General features: G+C 37.9%; 10 protein-coding genes. 8 read left to right on the top strand and 2 right to left on the bottom strand.

Annotated features, from left to right (window positions below):
• Window positions 1-4 precede the first annotated feature (4 nt).
• Complete coding sequence (locus AB1278_RS04850; RefSeq protein WP_429812762.1) at window positions 5-910, top strand: AraC family transcriptional regulator; 906 nt, start codon at window positions 5-7, stop codon at window positions 908-910.
• 544 nt (window positions 911-1,454) lie between these two features.
• Here the strand turns inward: AB1278_RS04850 and AB1278_RS04845 are convergent.
• Complete coding sequence (locus tag AB1278_RS04845) at window positions 1,455-2,009, bottom strand: thioredoxin family protein (protein WP_120232903.1); 555 nt, start codon at window positions 2,007-2,009, stop codon at window positions 1,455-1,457.
• A 309-nt stretch (window positions 2,010-2,318) separates the two neighbouring features.
• Here AB1278_RS04845 and AB1278_RS04840 point away from each other — a divergent pair, with 309 nt between their 5' ends.
• The 4 genes from AB1278_RS04840 (at window position 2,319) to AB1278_RS04825 (ending at window position 9,244) form a co-directional block, all read left to right on the top strand.
• Entirely contained in the window at window positions 2,319-2,915 is a 597-nt protein-coding gene (locus AB1278_RS04840; RefSeq protein WP_034694942.1) for a TetR/AcrR family transcriptional regulator, read from the top strand.
• Between the two features lie 363 nt (window positions 2,916-3,278).
• Window positions 3,279-4,439 (top strand): efflux RND transporter periplasmic adaptor subunit, encoded by a 1,161-nt coding sequence (locus AB1278_RS04835; protein WP_062676224.1) that lies wholly within the window; start codon window positions 3,279-3,281, stop codon window positions 4,437-4,439.
• 40 nt (window positions 4,440-4,479) lie between these two features.
• Window positions 4,480-7,662, top strand: a complete 3,183-nt coding sequence (locus tag AB1278_RS04830; protein WP_202841257.1) for an efflux RND transporter permease subunit — start codon at window positions 4,480-4,482, stop codon at window positions 7,660-7,662.
• A 169-nt stretch (window positions 7,663-7,831) separates the two neighbouring features.
• Entirely contained in the window at window positions 7,832-9,244 is a 1,413-nt protein-coding gene (locus AB1278_RS04825) for an efflux transporter outer membrane subunit (RefSeq protein WP_062676226.1), read from the top strand.
• Between the two features lie 228 nt (window positions 9,245-9,472).
• On the opposite strand, the gene miaA is transcribed toward AB1278_RS04825, so the two are convergent.
• Window positions 9,473-10,393 carry a tRNA (adenosine(37)-N6)-dimethylallyltransferase MiaA gene (gene miaA, locus AB1278_RS04820; protein ID WP_429812758.1) on the bottom strand — a complete coding sequence of 307 codons (921 nt, stop codon included), beginning with the start codon at window positions 10,391-10,393 and terminating at the stop codon, window positions 9,473-9,475.
• Between the two features lie 291 nt (window positions 10,394-10,684).
• Between miaA and AB1278_RS04815 the strand changes: the two genes are divergently transcribed.
• From AB1278_RS04815 to nadA, 3 genes are all read left to right on the top strand, one after another.
• Window positions 10,685-11,542 carry a YicC family protein gene (locus AB1278_RS04815; RefSeq protein ID WP_082798853.1) on the top strand — a complete coding sequence of 286 codons (858 nt, stop codon included), beginning with the start codon at window positions 10,685-10,687 and terminating at the stop codon, window positions 11,540-11,542.
• 82 nt (window positions 11,543-11,624) lie between these two features.
• Window positions 11,625-12,188, top strand: a complete 564-nt coding sequence (gene gmk, locus AB1278_RS04810) for a guanylate kinase (RefSeq protein ID WP_110008065.1) — start codon at window positions 11,625-11,627, stop codon at window positions 12,186-12,188.
• A 104-nt stretch (window positions 12,189-12,292) separates the two neighbouring features.
• The gene (gene nadA, locus AB1278_RS04805; RefSeq protein ID WP_002976710.1) at window positions 12,293-13,312 is read left to right on the top strand and encodes a quinolinate synthase NadA; all 1,020 of its coding nucleotides are present in this window, start codon (window positions 12,293-12,295) and stop codon (window positions 13,310-13,312) included.

The following is a 13,312-nucleotide window of genomic DNA, read 5'->3' as shown; positions in this document are numbered from 1 at the left end:
TTAGATGAAAGTTACTTTTGAAAGGGTAATCCCTAATGAAAAGAGCTCATTCCGCACCATTCATAATAATTCTCCCATTTCAGAATTCAAATGGGAGTATCATTATCATCCCGAAATTGAGCTGGTATGTGTTATTTCCGGGAATGGAACCCGTCACGTGGGTTATCATAAAAGTAATTATACGAACGGAGATCTGGTATTAATCGGGTCCAATATTCCCCATTCCGGATTCGGTCTGAATTCTATTGATCCGCATGAAGAAATTGTACTTCAGTTCAAAGAAGAAATTCTTCAGTTTCCCCAGCAGGAAGTGGAAGCAAGATCTATCAAAAATCTTTTGGAACTTTCAAAATACGGGATTCATTTTCATCAAAAAGTAAAAAAAATAATGCTTCCCAAACTGAAGCTGATGCTGGAATCTGAAGGGTATAAAAGATATTTATTATTGCTTGAAATTCTTTTTGAACTTTCAAAATGTGAAGATTATGATCTTTTAAATAAGGAAATCATGCCCTACACCATTATTTCAAAAAATAAAACCCGCCTTGAAAACATCTTCACCTATGTAGAACATCATTACGATAAGGAAATTGATATTGAAGAAGTAGCAAAACTAGCTAACCTAACTTTACCTGCTTTCTGTAATTTCTTTAAAAAAGCAACCAAGATTACGTTTACAGAGTTTGTGAACCGCTATAGAATTAATAAAGCCTGTCTGCTGATGGCGCAGGACAGATCTATTTCAGAATGCAGCTACCAGTGTGGCTTTAATAATGTGACCTATTTTAACAGGATGTTCAAAAAATATACGGGCAAGACTCCTTCGGAATTTATCAGGAATTATTCTCATAGCAATGTTAATGTAGATATAAAGACTGAAAAGGAGACTAAAGCTAAAGTAAGTTTTTAGTAGAAAAACTACGCTGAGACTACTATGAAGTGACAAAGTGAATGAATAGACAATGCTTTCGTATTTGTCATTCCGTAGGAATCCATACTTACTTATGAAAATTTTGCAGGTACTTATAATAAAAAGATCAGTTGTGCCGAGACTCCTACGGAGTGACAATTCGTATGGTTATACTAAACGTTGTTTTTGTCCATTCCGTAGGAATCTAGACTTACTTATAGAAAATTTATAGAGGTTTATTAAAAAAGGCATACGATACTGAGGCTCCTAAGGAGTGACAATTCGTATGGTTATACTAAACGTTGTTTTTGTCCATTCCGTAGTAATCCAGACTTACTTTTCAGAAGTAATAATAAAAAGAATACAAAATGTGTTGAGACTCCTACGGAGTGACAAAGTGAGTGAAGAAATCTACTGTGTATTAAAAATCTGCTTCATCTGCAAAATCTGCGAGAGAAAATAACCCTGCAAGCAACAAAAAAGCCACTCCAAAAGAGCAGCTTTGTATTATTGAGTAAAAACCAGTAACTAAATAAACCAGCAATTATTTCCATTTAATATTGCAACCCATGCTAGGTCTCTGAATTTCTTCCTGAGCTTCTCCAGCCAAAAGATTCTCAAAAGCAATAATCAAATCCTCACCTGTAACATCTTTATTATTTCCCGGTCTTGAATCATCCATCTGACCTCTGTATACAAGATCAAGCTTATCATCAAAGAAATAAAAATCCGGTGTGCAAGCTGCATCGTAAGCTTTTGCTACTGCCTGGCTTTCATCAAACAGATAAGGGAAATCAAATCTTCTTTCAATTTGAAATTCGATCATTTTTTCCGGAGAATCTGCCGGATATTTTTCAATATCATTCGCATTGATGGCGATGAATTCAATTCCTCGTTCGTTGTAGTCTTCATATAATTCATTGATCTTATCAATCACATGAAGAACAAACGGACAGTGGTTGCACATAAAGATTACCAAAGTACCTTTTTCTCCTTTCAGTTCTTCCAAAGACTGAAGTTCATTCGTTTTTGACGGGTTAGGAAGTTCAAAAAACGGAGCTTTTGTTCCTAATGCCAGCATATTTGAGGGAGTATTCATATCCTTATTTCTTTACCGGCAAAGATAATTATTTCTTTTGTTAATTAGGAAGAAGACATTTTCATTTTTAATTAAGTAAGGAAGCTGGAATCTGGAGGATGAAGATTGTTAACCCTCAAAAATAGTTATAGTCAAATTCTATTATTATATTATTTACCTTCAAAATAACTTCCAGCACCCATTCTTCCAGCTTCCAACCTTTAATTAATCTTCTTTAAAAAGCAGACAAACCTATAAAACTTACAATATCCCTTGGAAGTTATATTAAAAAGTTTGTAGTTTTGCTAACGCTGTTAGTAAATAAAAATCATGGGTCTACATGAACGCCGTCAACGAGAAAAAGAATCCATCCGTGCAAATATTTTGCAGGCTGCTTTTACGTTGGCGAAAACTGAAGGCTGGGGTTCGCTTTCTATGCGCAAGATAGCAGATGCTATTGAGTATAGTGCTCCCGTTGTATATGATTATTTTGAAAATAAAGAAGCTATTCTATTTGAAATTTCTTTAGATGGCTTTCATAAGTTACATATAGAATTATTAAAAGCTCAGCAGAAACACGATACTCCGGAAGAGCAGCTTGTTGCCATTGTGGATGCGTACTGGAACTTTGCTTTTAAAAATAAGGAATATTACCAGCTGATGTTTGGTCTTGGAATGCAATGTTGTGGAAAAGGGCAGATGAAAAAAGAATTCTCATCATTTCAGGAACTTATTTATGAATGTACTTATGAGATTATAAAGAAAAACGGATCTAATCCAGACAATGCCTGTCATATGTCCCACGCTCTGTTTTCTGCCGTTCACGGTATGATCTCTATTATGATGATGCGTACAGCTGATATCCCTTCAACAATGAATAAAACGACTTTGGACGAAACTGTTTCGGCTTTTATTAAGTCTTTATAGATTTTTTTTGAATTAAAAATTAACACCGTTAGGAAAATTAACACTGAATTAATAGATTATTCTGTTATTCCTGATTAAAAAATGAAATCACTTATGAAGCAATATATAAGATTCAGCTGTTAAAAGTAATCATTTTTTGCTTACAAATTAACACTGTTAGTAAAATTAACACACCTTACACCATCATTATACACTTCAATACATTAAAAAAATTTCAATTATGGAAACAATCGACCTCATCGGACATTAAAAATTCTGTAATTTTTTTTGAACAAATTATTAACACTGTTAGGAAAAAATACAGCATTTATCAAAACATTTTTTACTTACCTCTAACACTTCATTAAAAAAATTAAACCAACAATGAAATTACCTGGAAAAACAAGGTTTATTGTACTTATAGCAAGTATAATTCTTTTACAGAGCTGCACAAAAGCCGCAGAAGGAACCAATGCCGCACCTCCAGCTCCAGAACTTCCGGTTTATACCGTTATCACTTCACCCGCTACTACATATCAGGAATTCCCAACTGCATTGGAAGGGAAAAACAACGTAGAAATCAGATCTCAGGTAGATGGATACCTGGACAGAATCTATGTAGAAGAAGGAGCATATGTAAGAGCAGGACAACCGTTATTTAAAATAGATTCAAGAAGCTATGGCGAACAGATGAATATGGCTCAGGCTAATCTTCAGGCGGCCAATGCCAATATTCAAAAAGCAAGAGTGGAAGTAGACAGACTTCAGCCGCTGGTTGCTGCAAAAGTAGTTTCTGATGTACAGCTTAAAACCGCAAAAGCCAATTATGAAGCGGCTGTAGCAGCAGCTGCACAAGCGAGAGCCTCTGTAGGAAGCGCCAGAATCAACGTAGGATTTACAACCATTACAGCTCCTGTAAGCGGCTATATCGGAAGAATTCCTTATAAAAAAGGAAGTCTGATCTCCAGAACAGATGTGAATCCATTGACATTACTATCTGATATCAGTGAAATCTATGCGTATTTCTCTTTAAGCGAACTTGATTTCATTGCTTTCCAGAATAAATATCCGGGAGCAAGCTTAGAAGAAAAACTGAAAAATATGCCGATGGTAGATCTTGTGATTGCTGACAACAGTACTTACCCTGAAAAAGGAAGATTAAGCATTGTAGATGGACAGTTTGACAAAACTACGGGAGCTATCAGTGTACGTGCCGTTTTCCCTAACGCCAACGGAACTTTAAGAACCGGAAATACAGGAAGAGTGCGTATGCCACAGCTGATTTCTAATGCAGTCGTAATTCCTCAGGAATCAACCTTCGAAATTCAGGATAAAACCTATGTTTATGTAATGGGTAAAGACCAGAAGGTAACCGGGAGACCGATCAAAATATCAGGAAAAACGGATAGCTATTATTTTATTTCTGAAGGGCTTAAGCCTGGAGAAAAAATTGTATTCACGGGAATTGGAAACCTGAAAGACGGAGCTTCCATCAAGCCGAAAAATATTTCTTCGGACAGCTTGTTAAAAGCAAAACCTCTATAGTTCTTTCCGAATACAGAAGACTTAAAAAAATAAACTTCTTATGTTAAAACAATTTATAGAAAGACCGGTCCTTTCAACGGTCATCTCCATAATACTCTTATTATTGGGAGCTTTGTCTCTCTTTAATTTACCGATTGCCCTTTTCCCGGACATCGCTCCACCAAGCGTTCAGGTAACGGCATTCTACCCTGGAGCCAATGCTGAGGTCGTAGCCCGTTCGGTAGCTACTCCTATTGAGGAAGCGGTAAACGGAGTTGAGAACATGACTTATATGACCTCAAACTCCAGTAACGACGGTACCATGACCCTGAGTGTTTTCTTCAAACAGGGTGCCGATGCAGACAATGCAGCAGTAAACGTACAGAACCGTGTATCGAAAGCGATGAGCCAGCTGCCTCAGGAAGTGGTACAGGCCGGGATCTCAACCCAGAAGGTTCAGAACAGTATGATTATGTTCATGGGACTGACCAGTGAAGATGCAAAACAATATGATGAATTATTCCTTCAAAACTATCTGAAGATCAATGTTATTCCACAGATACAGCGTATTCCGGGGGTAGCACAGGCTCAGGTATTCGGGACAAGGGATTATTCCATGAGAATCTGGCTGAAACCGGATCGTCTGGCGGCTAATAATCTTTCTCCACAGGAAGTTTTGGGAGCCATTAAAGACCACAACCTTGAAGCTGCTCCGGGCCGTCTTGGACAGGGAAGTAAGGAAACCTACGAGTATATCCTTAAATATAAAGGAAAACTGAATAAGGGTGAAGACTATGAAAACATCGCCATCAAAGCAAACAGTGATGGATCTTTCTTAAGATTAAAAGATGTTGCAAGAGTAGAATTCGGTTCTTATACGTATACTGCCACCAACAGGGTAGACGGAAAACCGGTTGCCGGATTTGCTATCCTGCAGACAGCCGGATCCAATGCCAACGAAATCCTTACGGAAATTGAAAAGCAGGTGAAATTAATGGAAACCACTCTTCCAAAAGGAGTGAAGCCAATCATCATGTACAACTCTAAAGACTTCCTGGATGCTTCTATTCATCAGGTTGTGGAAACACTTGTTATCGCTTTCATCTTGGTATTTATTGTAGTATTTATTTTCCTTCAGGATTTCAGATCTACCTTAATTCCTGCTATTGCCGTGCCGGTTGCAATTATCGGAACCTTCTTCTTCCTGCAGTTATTTGGTTTCAGTATCAACATGCTTACCTTATTTGCATTGGTACTCGCCATTGGTATTGTAGTGGATGATGCCATTGTAGTGGTAGAAGCCGTCCATTCTAAAATGGAACAGACGGGAATGCCTGTAGAGCATGCTACGATGCACTCGATGAGTGAAATTTCAGGAGCTATTATTTCCATTACATTGGTAATGTGTGCCGTGTTTATTCCGGTTGGATTTATGCAGGGACCTGCAGGAGTTTTCTACAGACAGTTTGCTTTCACATTGGCGATTGCGATTTTAATTTCAGCGGTGAATGCATTGACATTAAGTCCGGCATTATGTGCGATGTTCTTAAATGATCCTCAGGGAGAACATGGAGAGCACGGTCATAAAAAAGGTTTTGGAGCAAGATTCTTCAATGCTTTCAATGCGAGCTTCAACAGCATGACCAGAAAATACATCTATAGCCTTAAGTTTTTAATTAAAAACAAATGGGTTGCGATAGGAGGTCTTGTTATCATCACAGCAGCAAGTGTATTTTTAATCAAGAAAGCGCCGTCAGGATTCATTCCTACGGAAGACCAGGGATTCGTATTATATGCAGTGAATACTCCTCCGGGAAGTTCACTGGAAAGAACCCACAGAGCTACGGCTCAAATTGATCAAATCATCAATGGTGAAAAAGCAACCAACCACCTTTGGGTAGCGGACGGGATGAACTTCATCAGTAATGCCAACGCATCTCCCTATTCTGCAGGTTTCATCAAGCTTAAAGATTATGACAAGCGTGGTGAAATGAAAGATCCCGATCAGATTGCAGCAACGTTGACAGGTAAGGTAAGCCAGGTGAAAGATGCCAACGCATTCTTCTTCAACTTCCCTACTGTACAAGGTTTCGGTAACGTTTCCGGATTTGAATTCATGCTTCAGGACAAAACGAATGGTTCTTTTGAACAGTTGGGAACAACCACACAGCAGTTTATCGGAGAGCTTATGAAAAGACCTGAAATTGCTTTCGCCTTTACAACATATGCGGCAGGAAACCCTCAGTATACTATTGATGTGGATACTGATAAAGCTAACCAGCTGGGCGTTTCTGTAACAGAACTGATGCAGACCATGCAGATTTATTTCGGAAGTAGCTTTGTATCGGATTTCAACAGATTCGGGAAGTATTACAGAGTAATGGCTCAGGCCGATATTCCTTACCGTACGGATGTTAATTCATTAGAAGGAATCTATGTTAAAAATAAATCAGGAGAAATGGTTCCTGCCAAAACTCTGGTAACGTTAAAAAGATCTTTCGGTCCTGAAACGGTAACAAGAAACAACCTTTTCAATGCTGTTACGATTAACGGAACCCCGAAACCTGGATACAGTACCGGAGATGCCATCAAAGCGGTAGAAGAAGTTGCCCAGCAGTCACTTCCGAGAGGATACGGATATGAGTGGACAGGGATTACCCGTGAAGAAATTAAAACAAGCGGACAAACTGCCTTTATTTTCTTCTTAAGTATTCTATTCGTTTACTTCTTACTGGCAGCTCAGTATGAAAGTTATATCCTTCCGTTTGCGATTATTCTTACCATTCCAACAGGGATTTTCGGAGTATTTGCCTTCACAGGACTAGCTGGAATTGATAACAATATTTACGTTCAGGTAGGATTGATCATGCTTGTAGGACTATTAGCGAAGAATGCCATCCTGATTGTGGAATTTGCCGTACAGAGAAGAAAGGCAGGTAAAACATTGATTGAATCTGCCCTTCAGGCATCGAGATTACGTTTAAGACCGATCTTAATGACCTCTTTTGCCTTCATCGTGGGAATGCTTCCATTGGTATGGACGCAAGGTGCTTCTTCAAAAGGAAACCACTCTATCGGTTACAGTACCGTAGGAGGAATGCTTACAGGGGTAATCTTCGGGATCTTTATCATTCCGGTAATGTATGTAGTGTTCCAGTACCTGCATGAAAAAATGCCAAGCAGAAAAAAGAAAAGACTTCTGAAAAAACAAATGGAGGAAGAACTTTTAGCTGCTAGTCACTAATAAAAAAATGAATGACAAAAACTTAGAGAAAATTTTAAGATCATAGGTTTACCTATTTACCTGCCTGTTCTTAATGGTTTAAAAAACTAACTATTTTCTCCTACTAAAGAAATTTTTGCATCAACAGAAACCTCTCTAAGTTTTGTCTTCAATTAAAAGTTTAAAAACTATGAAACGAGTAAAAAATATTATTCTAACATTTGTGCTGGCCATCGGCTCTGTTTCGTGTGTGTCTAAACTGGCCTACACGGAGCCTGAGCTTCCACTTCCGGAAAAGTTCCAGTACACGGCCACTGCAGACACAGCCAGTATAGCTAACCTGGAGTGGAAACAGTTTTTCAGTGATCCTATTTTACAGGGACTGATTGAAAAAGGAATTAAAAATAATTATGATCTTCAGATTGCCTTAAAGCAGGTGGCTGCTTCACAGGAAAAACTGAAACAGGCAAAATATATGCAGTATCCGGATGTTGGGTTCGGAGTAAGCGGACAGATTTCAAGACCATCCAAAAACAGCATGAACGGGCAAAGCTTAAATTTATTTTTAGGCTCGAGCCATGTTGAGGATTATAACGCAGCCTTCAATCTTTCATGGGAAGCAGATATCTGGGGAAAAATCAAAAACCAGCAGGAAGTTTCAAGAATGCAGTACCTTCAGACCTATGAAGGTTCAAAAGCAGTTCAGACTCAGGTAGTAGCAGCTATTGCACAAGGGTATTATAACCTGTTGATGCTTGACAGACAACTGGCGATCGCAAAATCCAACCTGGAACTGACCAGCAATACCCTTTTAATGACCCAGAAAATGTGGGAAAGTGGTGATAATACTTCTTTGGGAGTACAGCAGGCCGCTGCACAGAAACAGGCTACAGAGCTTCTGATTGCCCAGCTGGAACAGAATATTGCCATCCAGGAAAATGCACTGAGTATTCTGGTTGGAGAACTTCCCAATAAAGTCGACAGAACCATTGAAATGTCTGATACTTCACTGCCTCAAAACATTACGGCAGGACTTCCGGCAGCTATGGTAAGCAGAAGACCGGACGTTCGTCAGCAGGAACTGGTTTTATTAGAATCCAATGCGATGGTAGGAATTGCTCAGGCGAATATGTATCCGGCATTGAAAATTACTGCTAATGGTGGAGTAAATTCATTCAAGTTTGACAACTGGTTCCAGATTCCGGCTTCGTTATTCGGATCGGTTTTAGGGGGAATTACCCAGCCTATTTTCCAGAAAAGACAATTGAAAACAGATCTGGAAGTAGCCAAAATTCAAAGAGAAAAAAATGTTCTTGCATTCCGTCAATCAGTATTAAATGCTGTGGGAGAAATTTCTGATGCCTTGGTTTCCAATGAAAACTTAAAAGTTCAGGAACAAAAAGCCACAGAACAGGCAACTACACTAAAAGATGGAATTAAAAGCGCACAACTTCTTTACAAAGGAGGTTCAGCCAATTACCTGGAAGTGATTACAGCACAGGGGAATTCCCTACAGGCAGAGTTGAATCTGGCTTCCATTAAAAGACAGAGATTAAGCAGCATTGTAGATTTATACAGAGCTTTAGGCGGCGGTTGGAAGTAGTAAATTAAATTATATTTGTTGAAGTGCGGTTCTTTTCAGAGCCGCATTTTTTGTATTGTTTCTGTTTATTACAATGAATATAAACTTAGATTCCTACGGAATGGCATAGTGTATGGATAAATAAAGCGTCCGGTTTGTCATTCTGAATGGAACAAAGTGGAATGAAGAATCTTTAAAAACAATCGATGAGATTCTTCCTTCGTCAGAATGACAAACTAAGTGCTTAATTTATTCCTGAAATTGCTCAGCAATCCATTTTAACAGAGCCTCAAAGTCTTCCTGAGAATATCCCAACTGTAAATAATGAATATCATCCCCTTTTCTGTACCATGTCAGCTGGCGTTTCGCATACCTGCGGCTGTTCTTTTTAATTTCCGAAACCGCAAAATCAAGATCCCATTCTCCATCAAAATACTTGAAAAGTTCAGCGTAACCTACAGTATTCAAAGCCGTCAATCCTTTGAATTTCTCAAGGCTTTTCACCTCATCCAGCAGTCCGTTTTCCATCATGATATCCACTCTGCGGTTAATTCTGTCATATAATTCTTCCCTTGGAGCTTCTATCCCGATTCTGATTACATTAAAATCTCTTCCATTCTGAGACACTGAAATATGTTCAGAATATTTTTTATCCGTTTGCCAGATAATATCAATAGCTCTCAACAGCCTGCGGTGATTGTGAATATCCACCACACTGAAATATTCAGGATCCAGTTCTTTTAAAATCTCCTGAAGTTTTTCAATTCCCTCCTGCTCCATCATATTTTGAAGCTTCTCCTGGTTTTCAACATTGGCTTCCGGAAGATCGTGGAGACCTTCTATCACAGCTTTTTCATACATCATGCTTCCTCCAACAAGAATTACCGTGTCATGAGCAGCAAAAAGGTCATTAAGTTTTTGAAGCGCATCTTCTTCATACTGCCCGATAGAATAATACTCTTCCACTGAAAGATTTCCGATAAAATGATGAGGTGCCTGCGCCAGTTCTTCTTCCGAAGGGGCTGCCGTTCCTATTTTCATTTCTTTAAAAAACTGGCGGGAATCACAGGAAATAATCTCCGTATTGAAATGTTTCGCCAAATCAATTGCCAATCTTGTCTTTCCTATTCCGGTGGGTCCTACTACAGAAATTAAATTTTTCTTTTTCACAGCGCTAATTTACGAAAACGAGCTCATTTGAATTTTTATTTTTAAACACAAAAAAGCTACGGATTGTTTTGAACCATTAAGAATATTTAAGTTGTTAAGTTTAATTAAGAAAAAATCAAATAGATTTCTTTTAAGCACTATGCTAAAAGCGAAGCTCATCTTAATATTCTTAACATCTTCATTAAAATTTTAATGGTTATTTAAAATTGAATGATCAGATTGTATACGTTGGAATTTCATTGTATCACATTATACACTTAATTGTTTATCTTTGTAGAACAATAAAAAACTATGATTTTATCAATGACCGGATTCGGTAGAGCCGAAGATGTTTTTGAAGGAAAAAAAATTACTATTGATATTAAATCTCTGAACAGCAAGAGCTTTGATTTAAATATTAAAATTCCTTTACGTTATAAAGAAAAAGAATTTGAAATCAGAAAAATTCTTAACGATAGAATTATCCGTGGAAAAGTAGACTGCTACGTTAATATTGAGAATCTTGAAGAGTCCAACGATGTAAAAATCAATAAAAACTTAATTGACTCTTATATTAACGAACTTAAAAACATAGCTTCTGACGGTCCCAATTTCGAATACCTTAAAATGGCAGTAAGACTTCCTGATGCCATCACTTCAAGACCTGACGAATTAACGGAAGGTGAATGGGAAGCTCTGGCTAAGATTGTCAATAATGCCGTAGACAGATTCGAAGAATTCAGAAGAACTGAGGGTGGTATCTTACACGAAGAACTCAACAGAAATATTCAGAATATCGACAAATATCTTAGCGAAGTGATTCCTTTTGAAGAAGAAAGAATTGTAAGCGTGAAAGAACGTTATCAGAAATCTTTGAAAGAATTTGAAAATGTTGATGAAACACGTTTCTATCAGGAAATGGCCTATTTCACTGAAAAACTTGATATTTCTGAAGAAAAGGTAAGACTTGCCCAGCACCTGAAATATTATAAAGAAGTAATGGACAATGAGTCTTTCAACGGAAAAAAACTGGGATTTATTTCTCAGGAAATCGGAAGAGAAATCAATACACTGGGTTCTAAAGCCAATCACGCAGAAATCCAGAAACTGGTGGTGATGATGAAAGACGACCTTGAAAAAATTAAAGAACAAACGTTAAACGTATTGTAATGATAGATACGGGGTACGAGATGCGTGGTTGTTCTAAGAATAGATCACCAAACTCGAAACCCGTAACCCGAAACCCAAAAAAATGGATAAAGTAATTATATTTTCAGCACCATCAGGGAGCGGAAAAACTACATTGGTAAAGCATTCACTGGAGACATTTCCTGAACTGGCATTTTCAATCTCATGTACTACAAGACAGCCAAGAGGAAGTGAAGTACATGCCGTAGATTATCATTTTCTGACACCGGAGGAGTTCAGACAGAAAATTTCCGAAGATGCTTTTGTAGAATATGAAGAAGTTTATACTGACAAATATTACGGTACTTTAAAATCTGAAGTAGAAAAAATCTGGAATCAGGGAAAAGTTGTTATTTTTGATGTAGATGTAAAAGGAGGCATTTCATTAAAAAAATACTTCGGTGAAAAAGCGTTGTCTATTTTTATAGAACCGCCTTCCATTGAAGAATTGGAACGAAGATTGATCTCCAGAAACACAGATGATGCAGAAACCATAAAAACCCGTGTCGCAAAGGCAGAAGAAGAAATGACCTACGCCAGCGGGTTTGACAAGATCGTGATTAATGAAGATCTTGATGCAGCTAAAAAAGAAATAGAAAGTTTAATAAAAAGTTTTATCAGTAATTAATGGCTGGAAGATGGAAGAAGGAGGATGGGAGTAAAATACTACACTCAAAATCTAACTTCTAATTTCTAACCTCTAGCTTCTGATCATAAAAAATTGAGGTTGATATGAGTACCGAAACATTAGAAAAAGCTAAATCTGCAATTCCTGTCAGAGGATTTCTGGATATAAAAGATATTGCTATTCCTCAGGGTGAAGAATTGGTGAAGGCCATTCTCAAACTGAAAGAAGAAAAAAATGCGGTTATTCTTGCCCATTATTACCAGCCCGGAGAAATTCAGGACATCGCAGATTTCCTTGGAGATTCTTTACAGTTGGCAAGACAGGCTAAAGATACCAATGCTGACATGATTGTATTCTGTGGAGTACATTTCATGGCAGAAGCCGCTAAAATTCTGAACCCAACTAAAAAAGTAGTTCTTCCTGATACCATGGCCGGATGCTCTCTGGCAGATGGATGTTCAGGAGAAGGACTGAGAAAAATGCGAGAGCAGCACCCGAATGCTTTAATTGCTACTTACATCAACTGTAATGCTGAAACTAAAGCTGAAAGTGATATTATCGTTACAAGTTCAAACGCTGAAACAGTGATTGAAGCACTTCCGAAAGACAGACCGATCATCTTTGCACCGGATAAAAACCTGGGAAGATACCTTTCTAAGAAAACAGGTCGTGATATGATCCTTTGGGACGGAAGCTGTGTAGTACACGAAGCATTTTCAATGGAAAGAATTGCCCAGCAATTGGCAGACAACCCGGATGCAAAACTGATTGCACACCCTGAAAGCGAAGAAGCGGTATTGAAATTAGCTCATTTCATCGGCTCTACTTCTGCTCTTTTAAATTATGTAGAAAAAGATGACTGCCAGAAATTCATCATCGCTACTGAGGAAGGTATTCTTCATGAAATGAAAAAACGTGCACCTCACAAAGAACTGATTCCTGCATTGGTTTTCGACGAAAGCTGTAACTGTTCAGAATGTTTTTATATGAAGCGTAATACAATGGAAAAATTGTATCTATGTATGAAATATGAACTTCCGGAAATTCTTATCGACGAAGAATTAAGATTAAAAGCATTAAAGCCTATTGAAGCGATGCTTGATCTTTCCAAAAGCATAAAATAA

This window comes from Chryseobacterium sp. NRRL B-14798 (assembly GCF_050470705.1).
Lineage (GTDB): Bacteria > Bacteroidota > Bacteroidia > Flavobacteriales > Weeksellaceae > Chryseobacterium > Chryseobacterium cupriresistens.
This window is presented reverse-complemented; position numbering and strand designations above follow the sequence as displayed.

Coding starts and splice junctions, on each gene's coding strand:
- AB1278_RS04850 (WP_429812762.1), top strand. CDS start 5: ATGAAAGTTACTTTTGAAAGGGTAATCCCTAATGAAAAGAGCTCATTC.
- AB1278_RS04845 (WP_120232903.1), bottom strand. CDS start 2,009: ATGAATACTCCCTCAAATATGCTGGCATTAGGAACAAAAGCTCCGTTT.
- AB1278_RS04840 (WP_034694942.1), top strand. CDS start 2,319: ATGGGTCTACATGAACGCCGTCAACGAGAAAAAGAATCCATCCGTGCA.
- AB1278_RS04835 (WP_062676224.1), top strand. CDS start 3,279: ATGAAATTACCTGGAAAAACAAGGTTTATTGTACTTATAGCAAGTATA.
- AB1278_RS04830 (WP_202841257.1), top strand. CDS start 4,480: ATGTTAAAACAATTTATAGAAAGACCGGTCCTTTCAACGGTCATCTCC.
- AB1278_RS04825 (WP_062676226.1), top strand. CDS start 7,832: ATGAAACGAGTAAAAAATATTATTCTAACATTTGTGCTGGCCATCGGC.
- AB1278_RS04815 (WP_082798853.1), top strand. CDS start 10,685: ATGATTTTATCAATGACCGGATTCGGTAGAGCCGAAGATGTTTTTGAA.
- gmk (WP_110008065.1), top strand. CDS start 11,625: ATGGATAAAGTAATTATATTTTCAGCACCATCAGGGAGCGGAAAAACT.
- nadA (WP_002976710.1), top strand. CDS start 12,293: ATGAGTACCGAAACATTAGAAAAAGCTAAATCTGCAATTCCTGTCAGA.